Raw genomic sequence first — 25,134 nt, forward strand, 5'->3', positions numbered from 1 at the left:
GTGGTGGCGCCGCGCTTGGGGGCGGCGCGCTCGGGGCCGATCCGGCGCTCGCCGCGCGCCCGCTGGTGGAGGCGATCCGCTATATCGGCGAATGGTCGATCCGCCTCCTGCTGGTCACGCTCGCCATCACACCGGCGCGGCGGCTGTTCAACTGGCCGCGCCTCCTCGCCGCGCGCCGCACGCTCGGCCTCGGCGCGGCGTTCTATGTGGTGCTGCATGTCGGCTTCTATGTCGCAGATATCGGCGATCTCGGCATGGTGGTACGCGAGATCGTGCTGCGCATCTATCTCACCATTGGTTTCGTCGCCCTGATCGGCCTATTGGTGCTGTCCGCCACTTCGTGGGACGGGGCGGTGCAGCGGCTGGGTTCCGCGCGCTGGAACCAGATCCACATGCTGGTCTACCCGATCACCGCGCTCGGCCTGCTGCACTTCTACATGCAGCAGAAGCTCGACGTGACCGAGCCGACGCTGATGACCGGCCTGTTCCTGTGGCTGATCTACTGGCGGATCGCGCAACGGTTCCAACACGGAACCGGGCTGGTGGCGATGGTGGTCGTGGCGGTCGCCTCGGGGACGTCCACCGCGCTGGTCGAGGCCGGCTGGTATCTCGCCGCCACCGGCATCGACCCGTGGCGGGTGCTGAACGCCAACCTCGCCTTCTCCTATTCGATCCGCCCGGCCTGGTGGGTGTTCGGCACCGGTATCGCCATCGCGCTCGCCAGCGAGATCCTGCTCCGGCTGCGCCCGCTGCCCGCTCGCCGCGCCGGCCGGGCTCAGAGCACCAGCCGGGCCAGTTCGTCGGCCGCCTGAGCGGGGCTGAGCGCGCGCCAGCCTTCAAGCTGGTGGCGGAACCAGGTGTCCTGCCGCTTGGCGTAGCGGCGAGTGTCGGTGATGCCGCCCTCTATTGCCTCCTCCAGCGTCACCTCGCCGGCCAGATGCCGGCGCAGCCACGGCACGCCATGCGCCTTCAGAATGGTGCGGTCGGCCGGCAAGCCGCGCGCGTCAAGCGCCCGCACTTCGTCGAGCGCCCCCGCCTCGATCATCAGGTGGAAGCGGCGACCGATGGCGGCGCGCAACGCGGTGCGGTCGGTGGCGAGAAATAGGCAGAGCGCATCGCCCGCCGCCAGCACCGGGGCCGAGCCCTCGTCCTCCTGCCAGCGCGCCAGCGGCCGGCCGGTGGCCTCGAACACTTCGAGCGCCCGCATCAGGCGCTGCGTGTCGGAGGGGCGCAGCCGCGCGGCGGTCTCGGGATCGACGGCGCTCAGGCGCTCATGCAGCGCGGCGGCGTCGAGGCCGCTGGTCCGCACCCGCTCGCGCACCTCCTCGGGGATCGCCGGCACCCGCGCCAACCCCTGCGTCAGCGCCTTGAAATACAGCCCGGTACCGCCGATGAAGATCGGCAGCCGCCCGGCCGCCTCGGCCTCTCCCAGCGCGCGGCGCGCGTCCTCCACCCAGTGCGCCACGGAATACTCGTCCGCCCCGTCGACATGGCCGTAGAGCGCATGCGGCGCGCGGGCCTCCTCCTCCGCGCTCGGCCGTGCGGAGAGCACGCGCAGGTCGCGATAGACCTGCATGGAGTCGGCATTGATCACCACCCCGCCAATGCGTTCGGCGAGCGCCAGCGCCAGCGCCGACTTGCCGCTCGCGGTTGGCCCTGCGATAAGCACCGCGCGCGGGCGGGAGGTCCTGTTCACGCGAAATCCGTCCTTGCCTGTTCCAGCCCGCCCGCCTTGCGCGGCGCAGCCGCCCGAGCCTTACCATGTCGCACAAGACTTCCCACGTCGCCGTCCTGATTTCCAACCCGGCGCGGCCGGTGATCAGCCCGGAACTGGTCGCCGCGATCCGCGCGCTGCTGCCGGGCGCGGGCGAGGTCCGCACGCTGGACGAGGGCATCGCCGCCGAGATCGGCTTCGACGGTGGCGCCAATATCGAGGTGCTGCGGGCGATGGTGGCGCATCTGCCGCTCGACATCGCGCTGCTGCCGGCCACGGGGCGCCGCAAGAAGCTGTTTCTCGCCGACATGGACTCCACCATGATCGGGCAGGAATGCATCGACGAGCTGGCGGACCATGCCGGCATGAAGGCGCATGTCTCCGCCATCACCGAGCGGGCCATGCGCGGGGAGATCGCGTTCGAGCCGGCGCTGCGCGAGCGCGTGGCGCTGCTCAAGGGCCTGCCCCTCTCCGTGGTTGACGCGGTGATAGCCGAGCGCATCCGCCTCACCCCCGGCGGCACGGAACTGGTGCGCACCATGCGGGCGAACGGCGCGCGCACGCTGCTGGTCTCCGGCGGCTTCACGCTCTTCACCAGCCGGGTGGCGGCGACGATCGGCTTCGACGCCCACCGCGCCAATGTGCTGGTGACCGAGGGCGAGCGTTTCTCCGGCCAGGTCGAGGAGCCGATCCTCGGCCGCGAGGCCAAGCTCGCGGCGCTGGAAGAGCTGCGGGCGGAACTCGGGCTCTCGGAAGACGAGACGCTGGCTGTAGGCGACGGCGCCAACGACCTCGCCATGATCGGGGCGGCGGGATTGGGCGTCGCCTATCACGCCAAGCCGCAGGTTGCCGCGAGCGCGCAGGTGCGCATCGACCATGGCGACCTCACCGCCCTGCTCTACCTTCAGGGCTATTCGCGCGCGGACTTCGTCACCGCCTGAGCGCGCACGGCAACATCCGGCTGGCGCCTTACGGCGCGAGCGGGGGCGCCATGATCGGGCTGCGCAGCACATCGACGGGAATGTCGATCGGCGGCGGCAGCGCGGGCGCGGCCTGAGGCGCGGCTTGCGCGCCGCCATAGGGGGCTCCCGCACCACGATCGGTCGTGGGCGGCTGGAGCGACATGGGCGGTGGCAGCGGCGAGGAACGCACCTCGCCCGCGCGCAGCGGCGCAGGCCGGGGCGCGACATCGCGCGGGCGCATGGTGAAGGGTGTCGGGGCCGGCTTCGGCACCGGTACAGCAACTGTGGGAGCCGTGGCAGGCGCCGGCTGGGCAGGCGCCGATTGGGCAGGCGTCTGCTGCACCGGCGGCTGCTGCACGGGAGGCTGGCGGCGAAATTCCTCCTCCAGCCGGCGGGTCTCGCGCTCGAGCGCCCGCATGTTGATCGCCGCGCTCAGGCCGGTCACGTCGACCCGGCGCGCGGGCGCGTCGAGCGGGCCGCGCCAGACCAGCGCCGCGGCCGGCATCGCGGCCTGCGGACCGGCCGCCGGGTCCTCCATCTCCAGCGTCGCCTCGAAGGCAAGCTGAGGCAGGTCGAGCGCGCCGGAAAGCGCGAAGCGCCGCGTGCCTTCGGAGAACCGGGCAGAGCCGGAACGCACCACGCCGCCGACCAGCCCGAGCGCGCTCTCGCCCTGCGCCAGCTTCAGCGGACCGCGCGCCAGCCCTTCCTCCAGCACGGCGGTGATACGGGCTTCGTCCGGCGGCAGGCCGGCCTCGGTGGCGCGCATCGCATAGGCCAGCGCCTCGGGATCGGCGCCGGCGATTTCCAGCCCGCTCACAGTGAGGCTACCCTGACCCGACAGCGCGGCGGCGATGGCGCGCGGCGAGCGCCCGGCGCCGGAGGCGTCGAGATTGACCGTCGTCCGCCCGCTCACCCCCGGCCGCGCCGCGCCGGCCGCGCGCGCGAGCTGCGCGATGTCGGCATCGTTCAGCGCCAGATGGCCGTCGATCTGGGCGAGTTCGCCGCGCCGGCGCAGGTCGAAGCGTCCGGCAAGACGCCCACCGGCCAGCGAGCCGGTGATTTCCTCGATAGTGGCGGCGCCGTCGGAGAGGCGCAGGCGCAGCTTCGCGCCATCGATGGCGAGGCCCGCTGGCAGGTCGAGAGTGGCGACCTCCAGCCGCACCGTCGCGCTAAGCGCCGCCAGCGGGGCGCGGCCGAAGACGCCATCGGGCCATCCAGCGCCTGAACCCGGCGCCGGGGTGCCCGAGACCAGTGCCAGCGCGGTCGGCAGGCTCCAGCGATCGAGGCTCAGCTCGGCGTCGATCGGCTGCGCCTCGCCCGGCAGATAGGCGGCGCGGCCGTCGATCTTCTGCCCGCCCACCGTGCCGGTCAGCCCCTCGACCCGCCAGCTCGCGCCATCGCGGCCGAGCGCGCCCTGAAGGCTCGCCGGCAGGCTGGCGATGCCGCCCTGCGCCAGCGCGGGAAACAGCCGCGACAGGTCGGCGCCGTCGAGCTTTAGGGAAACATCGGGCTGGAGCCGTCCCACCTCGTCGAAGGAAAAACCGCCGCGCGCGGTCAACTCGGCACCCGCGAACAGCAATTCGCCCTCGAACTGGCGGTTCAGCGTCGCATCGAGCCGGGCCGGGCCGAGCTTCGGGCGCAGCGCGGTGAGGCCGAGCCGCGCGAGCAACGCACTGCCATCATCGATATTGAGCCCGACCGTGCCGGAAAGCTCGCGCCCTCCCCCGAATGTCGCGGTGGCTGACCCTTCGATCATGCCGAGCCGGCCGCGCGCATCGAGATCGAGCACGCCCTTGTCGGCGGAAAGCGTCAGCCCGACATCGACCGGCGCCAGAGTGGGGCCGAGCCGGGCCACCAGTTCCTCGATTCGCGCCAGACCGAAGGTGCGCGCCAGCGCCGGCAATCCGTCGGCCTTCGTGCCGGCGAGGCGCGCCTCGAAGCGCCCATCCGCACTGGCGGCATGGCCGGCCTCGGGCGAGACCAGGAGCCCGGAGCCGGTGACGTCGAGCCCCCCGAAATCGTCGAGCGCGAGGCGCTGGATCGAGAGCCCTTCCGGCGCGGTGGCGAGTGCGAGGTCGATCTGGCCGGCATCGACGCCCGCGAGACGCACGCGGCGACCCTTGAAACCGAGCGCGACATCGAGCTTTTCGCCGCTCATGGCCAGCAGGCGGCGCACCGGGACCAGCAGCGGGTCGAGGTCGACGCCCTCGGCCGCGAGCGTCGCCTCCACCTTGCCCCGCTCGCCGGGCGGGAAGGCATAGGCACCGCCGCCGGTCAGCGTCATGGTGCCGACGGAGAGGGTCGCCGCGTCGAACGCCACGCGCTCGGGCCCGATGGCGATGCCGCCGGTCAGCCGCGCCGATCCGGCGGGCAAACCGGCCAGAAGTGCCGGCGCTTCCGGCGCGGCCCAGGCGGCGAAGGCGGCGAGGTCCTCGGCGGTGAGGTCGACCGTCCCGGCGAACAATTCGTCGCCCGCCCGCGTGCCGCGCGTGCCCGGCAGCGCGCCGGCGAGCTTGATGCCGGCGCGACCCGGCAGCCGGGCTTCCAGCGCGCGGGCGCTCCAGCCCTCCGCGCTCCAGTCCAGCCCGGCCTTGACCTCGCGCATCGCTGCGCCCGCGAGCAGCACGGTATCGCTGGAAAAATCCAGCGTGCCCGTGGCGGCGACGCGCGACAGCGGCGCGAGGGTGGCGGCCACCGCGTTGAGCGCGGCCAGCGGGGCGGCATTGCCGGTCGCGGCGGAAAGATCGAGCTGGCGCGCGGCCAATGCCAGTTCCAGCCGCGAGCCGGCGCCGAGCTCCAGCGGCCGTATGAGCCGGGCCTTGCCGTTGAGCTCAACCGGGCGTTCACTGGCGCCAAGGCGCAGGGCCAGCTCGCGCGCCTCCACCAGCTCGGGCGTGGCCGCCACCGTGGCGGACAGGCTCCAGCCGGCGGCGGGCGTGCCGGCGACGCCGCGCAGCGCCGGCGCCTCGCGCGGCTGCAGGGAGAGCGAGGCCTTGCCTTCGAAGGAGGGCGCGGGACCGGCGATGCGCAGCACGCCGTCGACGTCGAACGACATCGGGGTGTCGAGCGACTGCACGGTAGCGCGCAGCCTGGTGCTGCCGTCGGTCTCCAGCCCCGCCATGGCGAGCCGCAACCGGCGCTGGGCACCGCCACTGCCAATCTCACCCTCCAGCTTGAGCGGGCCGCGCAGGCTGCCGAGATCGCCGGTCAGATCGGCCCCCGCGACGCGCAGCGTGTGCCCGCTCGCCCGGTCGCGCAGCTCCAGCGCGCCATCTTCGATGACCAGCGCTGCGATGGAGAAAGCGGCAGCGTCACGGCCGGCGGCGAGCCGGCGAAGATCGTCGAGGTCGAGGCTCAGGGCTGGCCGCGCCAGCGTCAGCCGCTCGGCGACGAAGCGTCCGCGCATGAGTTCGCCAAGCGAGAAATCGCCGCGCAATTCGCCGACCGAGAGCTGCGTCGCCGCGCCCGGCGCCCCGACCGAGACCTGTTGCAGCAGCAGCTTGGGCGCGGGCAGCAGCTGGACGTCGATCGCCCCGCCGATCGTCACCGGCACGCCGATCCGCGCGCTCGCCTGCTCCTCGATCACCGAACGGAACTGCGTCCAATCGATGAGGAACGGCGCCGCGAAGGCGGCGGCGATCGCCAGGATCACGACGCTTGCGATCGTGAGCAGAAAGTTCTGCACGCCTGTCCTCCGGGGTCGTCCGGCACTCACGCTCGACCCGCCGGCACGGGAGATGCCGGCGGACCTCTCTTCCCTAGATCATAAACCGACTTTGCGTGCAAAAACGTCGCCGCGCGCCGTGCGGCGGACGGTTCAGGTCAGGGCAGGATCTTGCCGGGATTGAAGATGCCCTTCGGGTCCAGCGCCGCCTTGATGGCGCGCATGGCGTCCAGCGCGGCGGTGCCGTGCTCGGCCTCCATATATTTGCGCTTGCCCTGCCCGACGCCATGCTCACCGGTGGCGGTGCCGCCCATCGCCAGCGCGCGCTTGACCATGCGCGACATGAAATCCTTCACCCGGGCGATGTCCTGCGGGTCTTCCATGTCGACCAGCGTCACCGTGTGGAAATTGCCGTCGCCGACATGGCCGACGATCGGGGCGATCAGGCCCATTTCCTCGATGTCGCGCTTGGTCTCGTCGACGCATTCGGCGAGGCGCGAGATCGGCACGCAGACATCGGTGGCGATGGCGCGCGCGCCGGGGCGCAGCGGCAGGCTGGCCCAATAGGCATCATGGCGCGCCTGCCACAGCTTCGAGCGCTCCTCGGGCCGGGTCGCCCAGACGAAGGGGCCGCCGCCATATTCCGCGGCAATCTCGCCGAAGCGCGCCGCCTGTTCGGCAACCCCGGCCTCGGTGCCGTGGAACTCCACGAACAGCGTCGGCTGCTCGGCAAGGTCGAGCTTGGAATAGGCATTGCAGGCCTTCACCTGCACCTCGTCCAGCAATTCAATGCGCGCCACCGGCAGGCCGGACTGGATGGTGAGGATCACCGCGTCGCAGGCCGAGCGGATGGTGGGGAAGGCGCAGACGCCCGCCGAGATCGCCTCTGGAATGCCCGACAGCTTGAGCGTCAGCTCGGTGATGATGCCGAGCGTGCCCTCGGCGCCGACGAACAGGCGGGTGAGGTCATAGCCCGAGGACGACTTGCGGGCGCGCGAGCCGGTGGAGATGACCTCGCCATTGGCGAGCACCACGGTCATGGCGATCACATTGTCCTTCATCGTGCCGTAGCGCACCGCATTGGTGCCGGAAGCACGGGTCGACGCCATGCCGCCGAGCGAGGCGTCGGCGCCGGGGTCGATGGGAAAGAACAGGCCGGCATCGCGCAGGTGCTCGTTGAGCTGCTTGCGGGTCACGCCGGGCTCGATCACGCAGTCGAGGTCCTCGGTGTTCACCGCCAGCACGCGGTTCATCCGCGACAGGTCGATGGAGATGCCGCCCTCGGGGGCGTTGATCTGGCCTTCCAGCGAGGAGCCGGTGCCGAAAGCGACCACCGGAACGCCATGTTCGGCGCAGGCGCGCACGGTGATTTGAACATCCTGCGTGCTCTCGGCGAACACCACCGCATCCGGCGCCTCGTTGGGCAGCCAGGTGACGCTGTTGGCATGCTGCTCGCGCACCGCGCGCCCGGTGACGAGCCGGTCGCCGAAATGCTTGGCCAGACTGGCGATTACTTGCGCGACCGCCTCGACCTCGCCACCCGTGCGTATCCGCTCCGCCACCTGTTCAGCCATGCCTTCCTCCTGCGCAAACCGGCCCGCCGCCGGGTGTTTGACGACCGCTTACACCTTATCGGACGGGCCGGCGAGACCGCTGTGCTGCCGACAAGGGCGATTCGGGGGCACAAAAACCCCGTTCTCGCAAGATTTTCGTCATTCAAAGGCCATCAGGCCAGGTGACGACTGCACGGAAAGTCGGCACAATGCTTTTCAATAAGGCAGCGCGGGTCTCGCGCTCATAAACGGCGGGAACGGTGTCATGTTGGACGGGATCGACTTCGAGCCCGTGTTTTTCGCCCCTTTCGTCTCGTCCGTCATGACGGTCGAGCCGACCTGGGTCGATTATAACGGGCAGCTCAATTCGGCTTATTATGGCCTTCTGTTCGACCGCGCGGTCGACGAGGCGGTGTTTCTGGTGGGCCTCGGCCCGCATCTGGAGGAGACGCGCAGCGCCTCCTTCTTCACGACCGAAGCCCATCAGCGCTTCATGCGCGAGCTGCGCGCCGGGCAGGAGGTGCGGGTCACGCTCCGCCTGATCAATTACGACGACCGGCGCATGCATCTGTTCCAGGAAATGCACCACGCCCGCGAGGGCTGGACCGCGGCCACCTGCGAGCAGATCGCCCAGCATATCGACATGCGCACGCGGCGCCCCTCGCCATTTCCGGACGAGGTGCTGGAGCGGCTGGCGCTGATGAAGGCCGCTCACGGCGCGCTACCGGTGCCCGACGGGCTCGGTCGCCCGGTGAACATGCCGATCAGGCTGTCCTGACCGGCTGAACGCTCCGCGACGACGGAGCCTCTGGCGCGCGCATGCGACAGGCGCGGGCCAGCCATGAACATGTCCCTCTTCTTGTGCAGCGCAAAAAGTCTATGTTTTCGCACATAGAAACGTCGCTCCATGTGCAGGAGACACCTTATGGCAACCGCTTTTTTTGCCCCGACCCATCTCGCCCCCACCTCGACCGCTCGCGCGGCCGCGCCCTCACGCGGTTTCTGGGGCCGCTTCCTCGACCGTGTGATCGCCGCGCGCTTCGCGGAAGTGGAGCGTGAAATGGCCCGCTATCAGCATCTCGGCTTCAACCCGGACTCGCCGGTGCTGAAGGACCTGTTCGGCGAGCAGAACCGCGCCGGCTGACCGACGGCTCAGCCCTTCGGACGCCCGGCATCGGCGCTGAGTTCCAGCGTGGTCCAGCCCTCGATGGTGCGTCGGCGCACGAGGTGAAGACCCTGCGCGCGATAGGCGGCAAGCGCCGCGTTCGCGTGCGAGGGCAGAAGCCCCGAGAGCACCAGCGTGCCGCCCGGCGCGAGCAGCGGGCGCAGGCCGCGCGCGATGCTCTTGAGCGGCGCCAGCAGGATATTCGCCAGGATCAGGTCATAGGGCCCGCGGGCGGCGAAATCGCTCGCGGACAGGCCCGGCGCGTGCAGGAACGTGATTTCCGGCGCGGCACGGTTGGCGCGCGCGTTCTCCCGCGCCGTCGCCACCGCCACCCGGTCGATATCGCTGGCGAGGATCGGGCGGTGGAACCGCCGCGCGGCCGCCATGGCCAGCACGCCGGTGCCGGTGCCGACATCGAGCGTGCGCGCCGGGCGCCGCCGCTTGCCGAACGCCGCGATGGCGGCGAGGCAGCCCTTGGTGGTGCCGTGATGGCCGGTGCCGAAGGCGAGCGCGGCTTCAATCTCGATGTCGATGCGGTTGGCCGTGAAGCGGCCGCGATCATGCGAGCCGTGCACCACGAACGGGCCGACCTCGACGGGGGCCAGCCCTTCCAGCGAGGCGGCGACCCAATCCTTCTTGTCGAGCGTCGAGAACACCGCTTCTTCCGCCGCCTGCGGCGAGACGAGGGCGATCAGCTCGCGAACGCCGTCTTCGTCCGGCGCCTCGGCGAAATAGATCTCGATCGCCCAGGCCGAGCCCTCGGCCCGGTTCTCGATCTCGAACGCGCTGGTGGCGACCTCGGCCGGATCGAAGGTCTCGCCGATGAACTCGGCGATGGAGAGCGCCTCGCTCTCGGCGACGCCGACACGCATGATATGCGTCGCGCCGTTCGGCGGCAGTCCTTCGAGCATGGCGGGGCCTCCGGCAACAGGATGCGCGCTGTGTACGCAAGCACGCGCGGAAAGGCCAGAGCGCTTCACAGCTCGAAGGGGCGGTCCATGATGTCGTCGAGGGAGTAGGGGTTGGTGTCGGGGAAGAGCGCGAGATCGAGTTCGGTCTCGCGGGCGGCTGCGATGCGCGCATCTTCATACGCATCGGCGAAAGCCTCTTCCTGCCGGGACTTCAACGACGGGTTCTTCAGGAGAAGGCGCCGGGCACGGTTGCGTTGTTCAGCAATCGTCAGGCTCCAGCTGCGGGTTCGTTTTTCGGGTTGGATATCCCATTTCAGCATGTGCATGAGCAGCACACGGTAGGCACTTTCCAGCTTGCTGAACTGCTCGTTGCCCAAGCTCTCGATCTCCTCGGCGAGATTTTCCCGGTCGAGCGCCTCGAATACCCCCTCGCGGATGCGCTTGGCCTGCTCCATCGCCCAGCCATGGAAATCGCGCTCATAGGCCGGCCCGGCCGCTCCGGGTGCCGCGCTCGATGGCCGGTGATGACGGTTCATGGCTCGCTCCCCGCTGGAGAAGAGGCTCGCCCCCTATGGGCGGATCAGCGCAACACAGATCGCGCCCAGCGGCAAGGCATATGGGGGCACCCGCGCCCGTCACGCCGCCTGGACGAAGCTGTCGACCACCTTTTTCTCGCCAGCCTTGTCGAACTGGACGGTGAGCTTGTTGCCCTCCACCGCCACCACCTCGCCATAGCCGAACTTCTGGTGGAACACCCGCGCGCCGAGCGGGAAGGCGGATGGCGCGCCGGTCGACTTGGCGATGAGCTCGCCCTCGATCACCCGGCCCGCCCCACGGGAGGTCGCCGGGTTGTAGCGCCCGGCATTTTCCGAAAAGCCGCCGAACTGGCCCTCGCGCTTGCTCTGTTGCGCGCGCTGCCAGCCGGGGGTGGAGTAGGAGGAGCCGAAGGTCTCGGCCTTGTCGAAGCGGCTGGGGCCGTAGCCATAGCGCCCGGCCTGCCCGCCGCCCCAGCCATGGCCGCCGCGCGATTCGGTCACCTCGACATGGGCTTCCGGCAACTCGTCGAGGAAACGGCTCGGCACGCTGGACTGCCACATGCCGTGAATGCGCCGGTTGGACGCGAAGAACACCTTGGCGCGGTGGCGGGCGCGGGTGACGCCGACATAGGCGAGGCGGCGCTCCTCCTCCAGCCCGGCGCGGCCCTGCTCGTCCAGCGCGCGCTGGTGCGGGAACAGGCCCTCTTCCCAGCCCGGCAGGAACACGGTCTCGAATTCCAGCCCCTTGGCGGAATGCAGTGTCATGATGTTGACCGCATCCTGCCCGGCGGCACCCTCGGCATCCATCACCAGCGAAATATGTTCGAGGAAGCCGATCAGGTTCTCGAACGGCTCCATGGAGCGCACGAGTTCCTTCAGGTTCTCCAGCCGGCCGGCGGCGTCCGCCGAACGGTCCTTCTGCCACATCTCGGTATAGCCGCTCTCGTCGAGCACGATCTCGGCGAGTTCGTGATGCGGCAGGCTCGCCATCTGCTGGCGCCAGCGATCGAAGGAGCCGACCAGATCGCGCAAGGTGAGCCGCACCTTCGGCTTCAGCTCCTCGCTGTTCACCAGATCGCGCGCGGCCTCGACCAGCGGCACGCCGGCCGCGCGGGCGTGGTCATGGATCTGGCGCAGCGCCGCGTCGCCCAGCCCGCGCTTGGGCACATTGACGATGCGCTCGAAGGCGAGGTCGTCGGCGGGCGAGGCGATGACGCGCAGATAGGCCAGCGCGTCGCGGATTTCCGCGCGCTCATAGAAGCGCGGACCGCCAATGACGCGGTAGTTCAGCCCGAGCGTGACGAAACGGTCTTCGAATTCGCGCATCTGGAACGAGGCGCGCACCAGGATCGCGACCTGCGAGAGCGCCTGTCCGCCCCGCTGCAAATCCTCGATCTCCTCGCCTATGGCGCGGGCCTCTTCCTGGCTGTCCCAGGCGCCGGTCACCGTGACCTTCTCACCGGGCTCGCCTTCCGAGAACAGGGTCTTGCCGAGCCGGCCCTCATTATGGGCGATCAGATGCGCGGCGGCGCCGAGAATGTGCCCGGTGGAGCGGTAGTTGCGCTCCAGCCGGATCACCGTGGCGCCGGGGAAGTCGCTCTCGAAGCGCAGGATGTTGTCGACCTCGGCGCCGCGCCAGCCATAGATCGACTGGTCGTCGTCGCCGACGCAGCACACATTGCGCGAGCCCTGCGCCAGCAGGCGCAGCCAGAGATACTGCGCCACATTCGTGTCCTGATACTCGTCGACCAGAATGTAGCGGAAGCGCGTGTGATATTCGGCGAGCACGTCCGGGTTCTCGCGCAGCAGCCGGATGCCCTCCAGCAGCAGGTCGCCGAAATCCACCGCGTTCAGCGCCTTGAGCCGGGCCTGATAGGCGGCATAGAGTTTTTGCCCACGCCCGTTCGCGAAGGCGGCGCCCTCGCCGGCCGAGACCTGCGAGGGCGTGAGGCCGCGATTCTTCCAGCCGTCGATGGTGTTGGCGAGCAGCCGCGCCGGCCAGCGCTTCTCGTCGATGTTCTCGGCCTGCAGGAGCTGCTTCAGCAGCCGGATCTGGTCATCGGTGTCGAGAATGGTGAAGCCGGATTTCAGCCCGACCAGCTCGGCGTGGCGGCGCAGCATGCGCACGCCGATGGAGTGGAAGGTGCCGAGCCACGGCATGCCCTCCACCTGCTCGCCGACGATCGAGCCGATGCGCTCCTTCATCTCGCGCGCGGCCTTGTTGGTGAAGGTCACCGCGAGAATCTGCGAGGGCCAGGCGAGGCCGAGCGACAGGATATGGGCGATGCGGGTGGTGAGCACGCGGGTCTTGCCGGTGCCGGCGCCGGCGAGCACCAGAACCGGGCCTTCCGTCGCCTCCACCGCCGCGCGCTGCTCGGGGTTCAGCCCGTCGAGATAGACGCCACGTCCCGTGCCGCCGCCCGGCGCGGCCATGGCGCGGGCGCGGGCCGCGATGCCGCCGGCCTTGGGCACGTAATCGGTCCCACCGCCGGAGGACGGCGCAGAGGGCGTCTCCCGCCCGGCGCGCGCCGGCAGGTCAAAGGGGATGTCGGACGCGTCGTCGCGCGGCGTTTGCTCAGGGTCGGCCACAGGCCCGCTCGGTTTCATCGGCTGATTCATTATGAGAACAAAATGGCATCGCCATGCCGATTTGGCGAGACCGGGCGGTTTTTGCACAGTCTGGCGGAAAAAGCGCCCCGTCAGGGCCGGCGCATCGGGACCGCACTCGGCGAGCCGGGTTCCGGCGGCTGGCCGAACCATTTGCGATGGATCTCCGCCATCCGGCCATCTTTCTTGAGCGCGGCAATGGCGAGATCGATGCGCTCGGTGAGCGGCGAGCCCTTGGGCAACATCACCGCATAGAGATCTTGGGTCGGCAGGCGCTCGATCACCGCGAGGTCGCGGCGCTTGAGCAATTGATAGATCAGCACCGGGAGGTCGCCGAAATAGGCGGCGATCTCGCCGGCCTGGAGCTGCCGCAACCCTTCATTGACGCCGGTGGAATAGCTGATCGCGCCGAAGCCGAAAGTGCGGGCATTCGCCTTCACCCATTCCTCATTGGTGGTGCCGGGCTCGACCCCGATGCTGCGCCCTTTCAGCTCGTGCAGGGAGCGGATGCCGGAACCGCGCATCACTACAACGCCCTGTGAGGTGCGGTAGAAGGGCTGCGAGAAATCGAAGCGGCTCGCCCGTTCCGGGGTCACGGTGATCGAGCAGATCGCCGCCTCGATCTGCCCCCGCTCCAGCGCCCCGAACAGATCGCGGAACGGCATGATGTCGAACTCGACCTTCATCCCCAGCCGGCGGCCGATCTCCATCATCAGGTCGATGTCGAATCCCGCGAGCCGGCCCTGCGGGTCCGTGAACTCCCACGGCTCGTTATTGACCACCGTCCCCACGCGCAGGACCCCGTCGGCCTGTCCAGCGGACGGAACCGCGCAGGCGAGCGCGAATGCGCCCGCAAGGAACAGGCGCCTCGATGTCGGGGTCATCGGGTCTCCGTACAAGGCAGCGATTGACGCGTGGTTCGTTCGCTCCGATGCTGGGCCAATCGCGTTCCCCCGTCCAGCCGGACTTCCATTATGACCTCAGGTATTTACCTCATGACGGCGCTCGCCGGCGCACTTTACGTGCTGCTGCCGGGCCCTGCCTTTCTGGCGCTTTTCTCGCTGTCCGCCTCGCGCGGACGAGGAGCGGGGGTGCGTTTCATCAGCGGGCATCTCATCGGCGATATTTTCTGGGGAACGCTGGCCTTCGCCGCGATCATCGGCGTCAACCAGCTCGGCCCCACCCTGTTCGACATGCTGGGAATCGGCTGCGGCCTCTATCTGTGCTGGCTCGGTTACAAGGCGGTGACGGCGCGCGAGGAGCATCTCGCCCCGGTCGGCGCCAGCCGGCCGCTGATGACCGGCGTGCTGTTCGGCCTCACCAATCCCAAGGCCTACCCGGTGTCGGTCGCCATGTTCACCGCGCTGACCGCGCAATACGCCACCAGCTTTTCCTGGGATGCCGCGCCGTACCTGCTCGCCTCGGCCATCGCCGGCTTCATCGCCGCCGACATCGTGCTGATCTGGGCGGCCGGGCTCGCGCCGGTGCGCCGGCTGTTCCAGCGCCACGGGCTGATCATCACCCGCATCACCGGGCTGATGTTCATCGCCTTCGGTGCCAAGTCGCTGGTCGACGCCGGCCGCGGCATCGCCGCGCGCAACTAGACCCTTTCCGCCTTGCCATATCGAGTGCCTGCCATGTTCGACGCGAAATTCCAGACCTTCGGCGATGCCAGTGCCCCCGCCCTCGGCGCCGCCCGGCTCAAGCTGCTGCGCGCCGAGCTGGAGCGGCGCGGGCTCGATGGCTTCATCGTGCCGCGCGCGGACGCCCACCAGAACGAATATGTGCCGCCCTGCGACGAGCGCCTCGCCTGGCTGACCGGCTTCACCGGCTCGGCCGGCGTCGCGCTGGTGCTGCGCGAGGAAGCCGCGCTGGTGGTCGATGGCCGCTACACGCTGCAGGCCGCGGCCCAGCTCGACCCCACGGCCTATAGCGTCGTGCCGCTCGCCGAGACCTCGCCCGAGCGCTGGCTGGAAACCCACCTGCCCGCCGGCGCGCATTTCGGCTACGACCCGTGGCTCGTCACCCTCGACGGGCTGGAGCGACTGCGCCGTGCGGTCTCCGGTGCCGGCGGGGTGCTGGTCGCGGTCGACGGCAATCCGATCGACGCGGTGTGGGCCGACCGCCCCGCCGCCCCGCAGGCCCCGGTGAGCCTGCGCGCGCCGGAACTCGCGGGCGCCACGGCGCAGGAGAAGCTGACGCGCCTGCAAAGCGCGCTGGCTGACGAAAAGCTCGACGCGCTGGTGATTTCCGACCCGCACGGCGTCGCCTGGACCTTCAACATTCGCGGCGGCGACGTCTCCTTCACGCCGCTGCCGCTGTCCTGGGCGCTGGTGCCGCGCGAGGGGCGCCCGACGCTGTTCGTCGACGGGCGCAAACTCTCCAACGCCACGCGCGACGGGCTCGCGCAGATCGCCGAGATCGCCGAGCCGATGCTGCTGGAGCGCGCGGTGGAACTCGCCGCGAGCGGGGGCGCAACTATCCGGCTCGACCAGGCCACCGCGCCGGCGCGGCTCGCCGCACGGATCGAGGCGGCCGGCGGCACGGTTTCCAAGGGTGCCAGTCCGGTCGCGCTGATGCAGGCCGCCAAGAACGCCGCCGAACTCGCCGGCATGCGCGCCGCCCATTTGCGCGACGGCGCGGCGTTGACGCGCTTCCTCGCCTGGTTCGACCGCGAGGCCCATGATGGCGGCCTCACCGAGATCGACTGCGTGTGCGCGCTGGAGAGCTTCCGCCGCGAGACCGGCCGGCTCAAGGACATCTCCTTCCCCACCATCGCCGGCGCCGGGCCGAATGGCGCGCTGCCGCATTACCGCGTGAGCGAGGCCAGCAACCGCCCGCTCAATCCCGGCGAATTGTTCGTCATCGATTCCGGCGCGCAATATGAGGACGGCACCACCGACGTCACCCGCACCCTCACCGTGGGCACGCCGAGCGACGAGATGCGCGACCGCTTCACCCGCGTGCTGAAGGGGCACATCGCGATCCAGCGCTCGGTGTTCCCGGCCGGCACCACCGGCGCGCAGCTCGACCCGTTTGCCCGCCGCTCGCTATGGGAGGCGGGGCTGGATTTCGACCACGGCACCGGCCATGGCGTCGGCGCTTATCTCTCGGTACATGAGGGGCCGGCGCGCATCTCCAAGCTCGGCACCGTGCCGCTCCAGCGCGGCATGGTGCTCTCCAACGAGCCCGGCTACTACAAGACCGGCGCGTACGGCATCCGGCTGGAAAACCTCGAAATCGTGGTCGACGGCCCGGCGATTGCGGGAGCCGAGCGCCCGCTGCTCAGCTTCGAGACCCTGACGCTGGCGCCCTTCGACCGGCGCGGGCTGGACCTCACCTTGCTTAACCCCGACGAGATCGCCTGGATCGACACCTATCATGCACGGGTGCGTGCCGAGATTGCGCCACTGCTGAATGAAGCCGATCGCAGCTGGCTGATCGAGGCGACGCGGCCGCTGTGAGGCCGCCTCGGGACGTCGCGCACGTCTTCGCACCGAGCGCCGCCCGCAGGCAGCGGCCGCATCAGATGATCGCGGAGCCATTTGCGCGACGGTTCGCGGGAACCATCGCGGATACACGGCGTTTACCTGGCAGTCCGACGACATCGGAAGCTGGGAGACCTTCAGATGACCACGATTCTTATCGTTATTCTTGTCCTGATTCTTATCGGCGCGCTGCCGAGCTGGGGCTATAGCCGCAGCTGGGGCTATGGCCCGAGCGGCATTGTCACCATCCTGCTGGTGATTCTGATCGTGATGATGTTGACCGGCCGCGTGTAATCGCGCCGGATATGAGGACCAAGGGCGCGGCGGCCGGCGACGGCCCCGCGCCTTTTTCTTGTCTCACGCCTGATCTTGAGAGCGCTCAGGCGCCTGCGAGCGCCAGCCACTCGTCTTCGGTCAGCACCGCGACGCCAAGCTCGCGCGCCTTGGCGAGCTTCGAGCCGGCATCCGCGCCCGCCACCACATAATCGGTCTTCTTCGACACCGAGCCCGCGACCTTGGCCCCTAACCGCTCGGCCATGGCCTTCGCCTCGTCGCGCGTCATCTTCTCCAGCGCCCCGGTGAACACCACGGTCTTGCCGGCCACCGCGCCGGAGGAGGCGATGATCTCCATCGGCTCCGGCGTGACCTCCTTGAGCAGCGCGGCCAGCGCGGCCTCGTTATTCGGCTCGACGAAGAAGTCGACCACCGCCTCGGCCACCACCGCGCCGATGCCTTCCACCGCGATCATCTCGCCCCAGGCTTCGTTGCCCTTGGGGTATTCCTCGCCCGGTGGCACGGCAGCGAGCGCGGCGTCGCGCAATGCCTCGATGGTGGGGTAATGGCGCATCAGCCGCTTGGCGTTGGTCTCGCCGACATGGCGTATGCCGAGGCCATAGAGCAGCCGGTTCACCGGCACCGCGCGCCGCGCCTCGATGGCGGCGAACAGGTTCTTTGCCGAGGTCTCGCCCCAGCCCTCGCGGTTCTTCAGCCTCGTCAGCGCGCCGGGTGCGGAATCGCGGCGCTCCAGCGTGAAGATGTCGGCCGGCTGCTTGATGAGCCCCGCCTCGAAGAACGCCTGCACCTGCTTTTCACCCAGCCCCTCGATGTCGAAGGCGTCACGTGAGACGAAATGGCGGATGCGCTCCACCGCCTGCGCCGGGCAGATCAGGCCGCCCGTGCAGCGGCGCACCGCCTCGCCTTCCTCGCGCACCGCATGCGAGCCGCAGGCCGGGCAGACGGTCGGGAATACATAGGGCTTGGCGTCGGCCGGCCGGCGCTCCAGCACCACGTCGACCACTTGCGGGATGACGTCGCCGGCGCGCTGGATTCGGACGAAATCGCCCTCGCGAATGTCGATGCCGCCGCGGATCGGCTCGCCATTGCCGCCGATACCCTTGATGTAGTCCTCATTATGCAGCGTGGCGTTGGACACCACGACGCCACCGACCGTGACCGGGGTGAGCTTGGCCACCGGGGTCAGCGCGCCGGTGCGCCCGACCTGGATCTCGATGCGCTCAAGCTGCGTCACCGCACGCTCGGCGGGGAATTTGTGGGCGATCGCCCAGCGCGGCGAGCGCGAGACGAAGCCGAGCCGCTGCTGCAAAGCGAGGCTGTCCACCTTGTAGACCACGCCGTCAATGTCGTAGCCGAGCTGCGAGCGCTGCGCCTCGATCCTGCGGTAATGGGCGAGCAGATCGTCGGCCGAGCGGCAGACCACGGTGAGCGGATTGGTCGGCAGGCCCCAGCGCGCGAAGGCGTCGATCACGCCGGACTGCGTGTCGGCGGGCAGCTCACCGCCCGAGACCTCGCCCCAGGCATAGGCGAAGAAGCGTAGCGGCCGGCTCGCGGTGATGCTGGGATCAAGCTGGCGCAGGCTGCCGGCAGCGGCGTTGCGCGGATTGGCGAAGAGTTGTTTGCCGGCTTCCTTTTGCCGCCCATTGAGCGCGGCGAAGTCGGCATGGCCCATATAGACCTCGCCGCGCACCTCGAATACGGCGGGAATCTCGAACATGTCCCGCCCCTTCAGGCGGGCGGGAATGTCCTTGATGGTGCGCACATTCGCGGTGACGTCCTCGCCCTCGAAACCGTCGCCGCGCGTGGCGGCCCGCACCAGTTCGCCGCCCTCATAGCGCAGCGAGCAGGACAGGCCGTCGATCTTCGGCTCGGCGGTGAGGGCGATCTCGGCGTCCGGCGCGAGGCCGAGAAAGCGCCGCACGCGAGCGACGAATTCCTCGACATCCTCGGCCGCGAAGGCATTGGAGAGCGACAGCATCGGCACGGCATGGCGGATCTTGCCGAATTTCGGCGAGGGCGCGGCGCCGACCTTGGCCGACAGGCTGTCGATGCCCTTCAGCTCGGGATATTCCGCCTCGATCGCCTCGTAGCGGCGGCGCAGCGCGTCGTACTCGGCATCCGAGACGCTCGGCGCGTCCTCCTGATAATAGCGCTTGTCATGGCCGGCGATCTCCTCGCCAAGGCGCTTGTGCTCGCTGGCGGCCGCGTCGGCGGTGAGCTTCTCGACCTCGGTCTGCGAATAGGTGTCGGCCATGGTCATCTCGCGGATTCGGCGCTTTTCAGCAGGCGCTCGGCGGCGGCGCGGGCCTCGCTGGAGACCTCGGCGCCCGAGAGCATGCGGGCGATCTCCTCGCGGCGGTGATCCTCGCTCAGCACCGAGACATGGGTCGCCACCCGGTCATGGTCGGCGACCATTTCCTTGGCGATGCGGAAATGATTCGCCGCGCGGGCGGCCACCTGCGGGGCATGGGTCACCGCCACCACCTGCACGCCGGCCCCGAGCCGCGCCAGCCGGCCGCCGATGGCATCCGCCACCGCGCCGCCGACCCCGGTGTCGATCTCGTCGAACACCAGCGTCGGCGCCGAGCCGCGATCCGCCAGCACCACTTTCAGCGCCAGCAGGAAACGCGCCAGCTCGCCGCCGGACGCCACCTTCATCATCGGACCGGGCCGCGTGCCGGGATTGGTGCGCACCCAGAATTCCACGCGGTCGAAGCCTTCCGCCTGGCCCTCGGCCTCGTCGCTCTGGATGTCGGTGATGAAGCGGGTGCGCTCCAGCTTCAGCGGCGGCAGCTCGGCGTTCACCGCCTCGTCCAGCGCGCTTGCCGCGGCGCGGCGGGCGGTGGAGAGCGCCTGCGCGGCGCGGCGATACTCGGCCTCGGCGGCGCTGGCGGCCTCCTCCAGAACCTTGAGGGTCTGCGCGCCATGGTCGAGCGCGTCGAGCTGGTCCGCGAAGCGCGTGGCGACCGCCGGCAGGTCGTCGACCGTGCAGCTATATTTGCGGGCCGCCGCGCGCAGCGCGAACAGCCGCTCCTCGATGCGCTCCAGCTCATGGGGATCGAAATCCGCCGCCGCCAGCGCCGCGTCGAGATGGCTGCGCGCCATCTCCAGCGCGTTCAGCGCGGCGTCGATCGCTTCCACCGCCGGGCGCACCAGCGCTTCCACCTCGCCGGCGCGGCGTTCCAGCCGGCGCACGGCGGCGGCGAGGCCGGGGATCGGCGAGGCCGAGCCGCCGACCGCCTCCTGCGCGTCGGCAAGGTCGGTCGCGATCTTCTCGAACCGCATCATGTCGGTGCGCCGCGCGGCCAGCAGTTCCTCCTCGCCGGCCTCCGGGGCCAGCGCGGTCAATTCGTCCACGGCGTGGCGGATATAGTCGGCCTCGCGCGCCGCCTCGTCGAGCCGCGCCCGCTCCTCGCCGGCCGCCTTGCGGGCCGCGCGCCAGCCGCGCCACAGCCCGGCCACCCGCTCGGCCTCAGGGCTCAGCCCGCCATAGGCGTCGAGCAGCGCGCGGTGCGAGGCCGGATCAACCAGCGCGCGGTCGTCGTGCTGGCCGTGGATCTCGACCAGATGCCGGCCGAGCGTGCGCAGCATCTGCGCACTGACCGACTGGTCGTTGACGAAGGCGCGGGTGCGCCCGTCGGCGTGCTGGACGCGGCGCAGCACCAGGGCGCCGTCATCCTCGATGCCGGCCTCGGCGAGGATGGCGCGCACCGGATGGTCGAGACCGAGGTCGAACTCCGCCGTCACCTGCCCCTGTGCCGCGCCCTGGCGCACCAGCGCGCCATCGCCGCGCCCGCCGAGCGCGAGAGTGAAGGCATCGAGGAGGATGGACTTGCCGGCCCCGGTCTCGCCGGTGAGCACGGTGAGGCCGGGCCGGAAGCCGAGGTCGAGCCGCTCGATGAGCACGATGTCCCTGATCGACAGGGCGGCCAGCATGCGTGACGCTCCAGAACCTGTTGGCGCGAAGGGCCCGCCGCCGGTGATTCCCCGTGCGATGAGCGGACCGCGACCCTGCTTCTAGCAGGTCGGGAGCGCGCGCGCACCGGCGTTCTTCTTCTGTTCGCACGGAACGGACGGGAAAATTCAGCGAGGAAAGAGGCGTCGACCGCCGCCGGCTCAGCCGAGGCCGAAGCCCTTGAACGCCTTGGCGATCCAGGACTGATCGTTCATCTGGGGCGAGACGCCGCGCGACTGCACCAGCTTGTAGGCGTCCTTGTACCACTGGCTGTCGGGGAAGTTATAGCCGAGCACCGCCGCCGAGGTCTGCGCCTCGCTGATCACGCCGAGGGCGAGATAGGCTTCCGCGAGACGGTACAGCGCTTCCTCGACATGGCGGGTGGTCTGGTAGCGGGTGACGACGACCTTGAAGCGGTTGATGGCGCCGGCATAGTTGCGCTGCTCCAGATAGTAGCGGCCGACCATCATTTCCTTGCCGGCGATCTGGTCGCGGGCAACCTCGATCTTCTTCTTCGCGCTCACCGCATATTCGGTGTCGGGATATTTGCGCACCACCTCTTCCAGCGCGTCGATCGCCTTGCGGGTGCGGTCCTGGTCGCGGGAAATGTCGGGAATCTGGTCGTAATAGGAGGCGCCGAGCAGATATTGCGCGTAGGCGGCGTCCGCCGAGCCGGGATGCAGCGCCAGATAGCGCTTGGCGGTCGCGATCGCCTCGTCATAGGAGCCGGTGGTGTAATTGACGTAGGCGATCATCAGCAGCGCCTTGCGCGCCCAGTCCGAATAGGGGTGCTGGCGATCCACGTCCTCGAAGCGCGCGATGGCCTCGACGTAATCTTCCTGGCGGATGAGGGTCAGACCCTCATTGTAGCGCTGCTCGGCCGGCACGTCCGGGATGTCGAACTCGTCCTTCGGCTCCGGGAACAGATTGGCGCAGCCGGCGATCGGCACCGCGACGATGACGGCGGCAAGCAGCCGGATCGCCAAAGCGCGCCGGATGGAGATCTGCCCCGCGCCGGCGCGGACGGTCCGAAGAAAACGCATCACAAGCTTCAATCCCGATCCGGGCGCTTCACGCCGGCAAAGTGCCGGCCGCGTCCGCCCCCGCAAAACCCTTTATGGCTGCTAAAGCCGCTTTCGGTCGGGATTATGGCGTTTGGCCCGCCCGCGGCAAGGGACATGTTGCAATGCGGCCCTGGCACTGGGTTTCGGTGCCGCCTGGCGCCTGGCCGAGGCTGTGGAACCGCGGCGATCAGAGTTCCGGCGCGTAGGCGGGAACCGCGACCGTGATCGCGCCGCTGACATCGCGCAGCGAGCGGCGCGAGGGCAGGCGGGCTTCGACGATCTCGTAGGCGGAGCGGTCGGACATCAGCGCCTCGACCACGGCGAAGTTCAGCTTGTGGCCGCCGCGATAGGAGCGGAAGCGGCCCATCAGCGGCAGACCGCTGATCGCAAGATCGCCCACCGCGTCCAGCGCCTTGTGGCGAACGAACTCGTCGGCATAGCGCAGGCCGGTCGTGTTCACGATGCCGTCCTCGGTCAGGCAGATCGTGTTGTCGGGCGAGGCGCCGAGCGCATATCCCGCCTGCCACAGCCGCTCGACATCGCTCACGAAGCCGAAGGTACGCGCCCGCGCCAGTTCCTTGCGGAACACGTCCGGCGACAGGGTCGCGGCGTAGCGCTGGCGGCCGATCGCGGCGTGGTCGAAATCGATCTCGACCTCAAGCCGGCAACCGTAGTCATAAGGGGAAAGCTCGCCGAAGCCGGTGGCGGTCTCGATGCGGACCGGCTTGAGAACCTTGAGATAGCGGCGGGCGCTGTCGGTCTCGACGATGCCGACCTCGTCCACGGCGGAAACGAAGCCCTCGGCGCTGCCGTCGAGGATCGGCACTTCCGGACCGTCGATCTCGACATGGGCGTTGTCGATGCCGAGGCCGGCAAAGCAGGCCAGAAGATGCTCGACGGTGGAGACGGCCGGGCCGGTTTCATCGCGCAGCACGGTGGCGAGATCGCCGCCACGGACGGCGGAGCGGCAGGCGCGGACGGACTGGGAACTGTCGGAACGGTAGAAGACGATGCCGGTGTCGGGATGGGCGGGAGCAATGGAGAGCCGCGCTTCCTTGCCCGAATGCACACCTACGCCCGAAAGCGTGATGGCGTCGCCGATCGTGGTCTGCCGTACAGCGTTCATTCCAGACCCAAGGAGCGGACGAAAAACGCCATCCGCTCTCCCCCAAATTTCCCACAAACCAACATAGTTCGCCGCCAGCTTTTGGGAGACGCGAATCTCCGCCGACGGCTTATCGTTGGCCTGCAAGATATCGACGGGGCACAGCGGTGCCAAATCACGCTTGCTTACCGTCTGTTACCGATCCATCGCTCTTGCAATAAACGAAAAAACCTAACAATTCCAAAACGTAGCACCCGGCTCTCGCGAACCGGGTGCTGCATTGCGTCAGGTGTCTGTTACAGAGCGGCGCGCGGCCGCCCGTTACCCTGCAGGGCCTGTATGCCAGCCTCAGCCCTGGCGGCGCAGGAAGGCCGGGATGTCGAGATGATCATCCTCGGCCGGGCGGGCCGCCATCGGACGGCCATGGGCGTCGAGCGGACGCTGGGCCGGGCGCTTGGCGAACTCGGACGGCTCGGGACGCATCTCGGCCAGCGGACGGGCTTCCGGCTGGGCGGGCGCCTGCGCGCGGCGCACCATCGGGCGCATCTCGGCCGGCGGGTCCTGCTCTTCCTCGTCGGCATGGCGGCCGAGGCCGACATTGGCGAGACGCTGCAGCAGGGTCATGCGCTTCTTTTCCGCGTGGTGATGGTCCGGCGCCTCGCCGCGCGCGGCGCGGATCTGGTTCTGGGCCGGCACCGGCAGCTCGTCCACGCGCGGCATGCGGGGCATGCGCGGCTCGGGGCGCTCGGCCTGCGGCGGGATGAAGGGCTCGTTGGCCTCGTCCTCATAGTCGTCATAGGCCGCCGGGGCCGGCTCCGGCTCGACATAGAGCGCGGGCTTGGGCGGCACGGCGCGGATGGTCACGTCGTCGATGGCGGCCGCCGGCATCGGGGCCGGTTCATAGGCCGGCTCGGCGCCATAGCCGCGGTCGGCCGGGGTGAAGGCGGGCTGGTAGCTCGGCTCCGGCGCGTAATGCGCAGCTTCCTCGGAAAGCGCGGAGGCGACCGAACGCAGGGCGGCGTCGCGGCGGGCTTCGACGGCGGCGCGGCCGGCGTTCGAGACCTTGCGGCCGCCGAGATCGGCGAGGTTGGAGAAGGAGTGCGGGATCTGCTCGGGAATCACCGCCGGGTCGATCCCGGTGGCGACGACCGACACGCGGATCAGCCCTTCCAGCGTCTCGTCGAAGGTGGCGCCGAGGATGATGTTGGCGTCCGGATCGACTTCCTCGCGGATGCGAGTTGCCGCCTCGTCCACCTCGAACAGGGTCAGGTCCTTGCCGCCGGTGATCGAGATCAGCAGGCCACGGGCGCCGCGCATCGACACCTCGTCGAGCAGCGGGTTGGCGATCGCCGCTTCCGCCGCGTGCAGCGCGCGCTTCTCGCCGGAGGCCTCGCCCGTGCCCATCATCGCCTTGCCCATCTCGCGCATCACGGCGCGGACGTCGGCGAAGTCGAGGTTGATCAGGCCTTCCTTCACCATCAGGTCGGTGATGCAGGCGACGCCCGAGTAGAGCACCTGGTCCGCCATCGCGAAGGCGTCGGCGAAGGTGGTCTTCTCGTTGGCGACCCGGAACAGGTTCTGGTTCGGGATGACGATGAGGGTGTCGACGCCCTTCTGCAGCTCGGCGATGCCCATCTCGCCGATGCGCATGCGGCGCTGGCCCTCGAAGTGGAAGGGCTTGGTGACCACGCCCACGGTGAGGATGCCGAGCTCGCGGGCCGCGCGGGCGATGACCGGGGCGGCGCCGGTGCCGGTGCCGCCGCCCATGCCGGCGGTGATGAACACCATGTGCGCGCCAGCGAGGTGGTCGCGAATCTCGTCGAGGGCTTCCTCGGCGGCGGCGCGGCCGACTTCCGGCTGCGAGCCGGCGCCCAGGCCCTCGGTGACGGCGACGCCCATCTGCACGATGCGCTCGGCCTTGGACAAGGTGAGTGCCTGCGCGTCGGTGTTGGCCACCACGAAATCCACGCCCGACAGGCCGGCGGTGATCATGTTGTTGACGGCGTTGCTGCCGGCACCGCCGACACCGAAAACGGTGATGCGGGGACGCAGTTCGCGGATGTCAGGAACCTGGAGGTTGATGGTCATTGCACTTGTCCCCTTACGCCGGCGGGCA

19 protein-coding genes are annotated in these 25,134 nt (G+C 69.5%); 7 read left to right on the top strand and 12 right to left on the bottom strand.

Going from position 1 to position 25,134, the window contains the following annotated elements:
• Positions 1–812 (top strand): sulfite oxidase heme-binding subunit YedZ (locus VRZ77_RS17635; RefSeq protein WP_414593899.1); only part of this gene is annotated, 812 nt, incomplete at its 5' end.
• Here the strand turns inward: VRZ77_RS17635 and miaA are convergent.
• The gene (gene miaA / locus VRZ77_RS17640) at positions 776–1,696 is read right to left on the bottom strand and encodes a tRNA (adenosine(37)-N6)-dimethylallyltransferase MiaA (protein WP_414593900.1); all 921 of its coding nucleotides are present in this window, start codon (positions 1,694–1,696) and stop codon (positions 776–778) included. The genes VRZ77_RS17635 and miaA overlap by 37 nt on opposite strands.
• Before the next feature lie 65 nt (positions 1,697–1,761).
• Here miaA and serB point away from each other — a divergent pair, with 65 nt between their 5' ends.
• Positions 1,762–2,655 (top strand): phosphoserine phosphatase SerB, encoded by an 894-nt coding sequence (gene serB, locus VRZ77_RS17645; protein ID WP_414593901.1) that lies wholly within the window; start codon positions 1,762–1,764, stop codon positions 2,653–2,655.
• A gap of 28 nt (positions 2,656–2,683) precedes the next feature.
• On the opposite strand, the gene VRZ77_RS17650 is transcribed toward serB, so the two are convergent.
• The gene (locus VRZ77_RS17650) at positions 2,684–6,361 is read right to left on the bottom strand and encodes an AsmA family protein (protein ID WP_414593902.1); all 3,678 of its coding nucleotides are present in this window, start codon (positions 6,359–6,361) and stop codon (positions 2,684–2,686) included.
• A gap of 137 nt (positions 6,362–6,498) precedes the next feature.
• Positions 6,499–7,914 (bottom strand): FAD-binding oxidoreductase, encoded by a 1,416-nt coding sequence (locus VRZ77_RS17655; protein WP_414593903.1) that lies wholly within the window; start codon positions 7,912–7,914, stop codon positions 6,499–6,501.
• Positions 7,915–8,158: 244 nt separating this feature from the next.
• Here VRZ77_RS17655 and VRZ77_RS17660 point away from each other — a divergent pair, with 244 nt between their 5' ends.
• Positions 8,159–8,671, top strand: coding sequence for a thioesterase family protein (locus VRZ77_RS17660; protein ID WP_414593904.1), 513 nt, complete (start codon positions 8,159–8,161; stop codon positions 8,669–8,671).
• 147 nt (positions 8,672–8,818) lie between these two features.
• Complete coding sequence (locus tag VRZ77_RS17665) at positions 8,819–9,037, top strand: hypothetical protein (RefSeq protein ID WP_414593905.1); 219 nt, start codon at positions 8,819–8,821, stop codon at positions 9,035–9,037.
• Between the two features lie 8 nt (positions 9,038–9,045).
• On the opposite strand, the gene VRZ77_RS17670 is transcribed toward VRZ77_RS17665, so the two are convergent.
• The 4 genes from VRZ77_RS17670 to VRZ77_RS17685 form a co-directional block, all read right to left on the bottom strand.
• Positions 9,046–9,969 (bottom strand): 50S ribosomal protein L11 methyltransferase, encoded by a 924-nt coding sequence (locus VRZ77_RS17670; protein WP_414593906.1) that lies wholly within the window; start codon positions 9,967–9,969, stop codon positions 9,046–9,048.
• A 65-nt stretch (positions 9,970–10,034) separates the two neighbouring features.
• Complete coding sequence (locus VRZ77_RS17675; protein WP_414593907.1) at positions 10,035–10,505, bottom strand: DUF29 domain-containing protein; 471 nt, start codon at positions 10,503–10,505, stop codon at positions 10,035–10,037.
• A gap of 99 nt (positions 10,506–10,604) precedes the next feature.
• Entirely contained in the window at positions 10,605–13,112 is a 2,508-nt protein-coding gene (locus VRZ77_RS17680; RefSeq protein ID WP_414593908.1) for an ATP-dependent helicase, read from the bottom strand.
• 92 nt (positions 13,113–13,204) lie between these two features.
• Positions 13,205–13,996, bottom strand: a complete 792-nt coding sequence (locus VRZ77_RS17685) for an ABC transporter substrate-binding protein (RefSeq protein WP_414593909.1) — start codon at positions 13,994–13,996, stop codon at positions 13,205–13,207.
• A 90-nt stretch (positions 13,997–14,086) separates the two neighbouring features.
• Here VRZ77_RS17685 and VRZ77_RS17690 point away from each other — a divergent pair, with 90 nt between their 5' ends.
• The 3 genes from VRZ77_RS17690 to VRZ77_RS17700 all read left to right on the top strand — a co-directional run bounded on the left by VRZ77_RS17690 (position 14,087) and on the right by VRZ77_RS17700 (position 16,894).
• Positions 14,087–14,716: a LysE family translocator gene (locus tag VRZ77_RS17690; protein WP_414593910.1), complete on the top strand. Its 630-nt coding sequence runs from the start codon at positions 14,087–14,089 to the stop codon at positions 14,714–14,716.
• A gap of 33 nt (positions 14,717–14,749) precedes the next feature.
• Positions 14,750–16,576, top strand: a complete 1,827-nt coding sequence (locus tag VRZ77_RS17695; protein WP_414593911.1) for an aminopeptidase P family protein — start codon at positions 14,750–14,752, stop codon at positions 16,574–16,576.
• A 165-nt stretch (positions 16,577–16,741) separates the two neighbouring features.
• The gene (locus VRZ77_RS17700; RefSeq protein ID WP_414593912.1) at positions 16,742–16,894 is read left to right on the top strand and encodes a DUF3309 domain-containing protein; all 153 of its coding nucleotides are present in this window, start codon (positions 16,742–16,744) and stop codon (positions 16,892–16,894) included.
• 85 nt (positions 16,895–16,979) lie between these two features.
• Here VRZ77_RS17700 and ligA read toward each other — a convergent pair whose 3' ends face one another.
• From ligA to ftsZ, 5 genes are all read right to left on the bottom strand, one after another.
• Positions 16,980–19,154: an NAD-dependent DNA ligase LigA gene (ligA, locus tag VRZ77_RS17705; protein ID WP_414593913.1), complete on the bottom strand. Its 2,175-nt coding sequence runs from the start codon at positions 19,152–19,154 to the stop codon at positions 16,980–16,982.
• A complete protein-coding gene (gene recN, locus VRZ77_RS17710; RefSeq protein WP_414593914.1) occupies positions 19,151–20,830 on the bottom strand; it encodes a DNA repair protein RecN in 1,680 nt (559 codons plus the stop codon). The genes ligA and recN overlap by 4 nt, the downstream gene beginning before the upstream one ends.
• A gap of 180 nt (positions 20,831–21,010) precedes the next feature.
• Entirely contained in the window at positions 21,011–21,892 is an 882-nt protein-coding gene (locus tag VRZ77_RS17715) for an outer membrane protein assembly factor BamD (protein WP_414593915.1), read from the bottom strand.
• 208 nt (positions 21,893–22,100) lie between these two features.
• Positions 22,101–23,039 (bottom strand): UDP-3-O-acyl-N-acetylglucosamine deacetylase, encoded by a 939-nt coding sequence (gene lpxC, locus VRZ77_RS17720; protein WP_414593916.1) that lies wholly within the window; start codon positions 23,037–23,039, stop codon positions 22,101–22,103.
• A 327-nt stretch (positions 23,040–23,366) separates the two neighbouring features.
• Positions 23,367–25,106, bottom strand: coding sequence for a cell division protein FtsZ (gene ftsZ, locus VRZ77_RS17725; RefSeq protein WP_414593917.1), 1,740 nt, complete (start codon positions 25,104–25,106; stop codon positions 23,367–23,369).
• Positions 25,107–25,134 lie beyond the last annotated feature (28 nt).

The organism is Ancylobacter sp. G4_0304 (assembly GCF_047501495.1).
Lineage (GTDB): Bacteria > Pseudomonadota > Alphaproteobacteria > Rhizobiales > Xanthobacteraceae > Ancylobacter.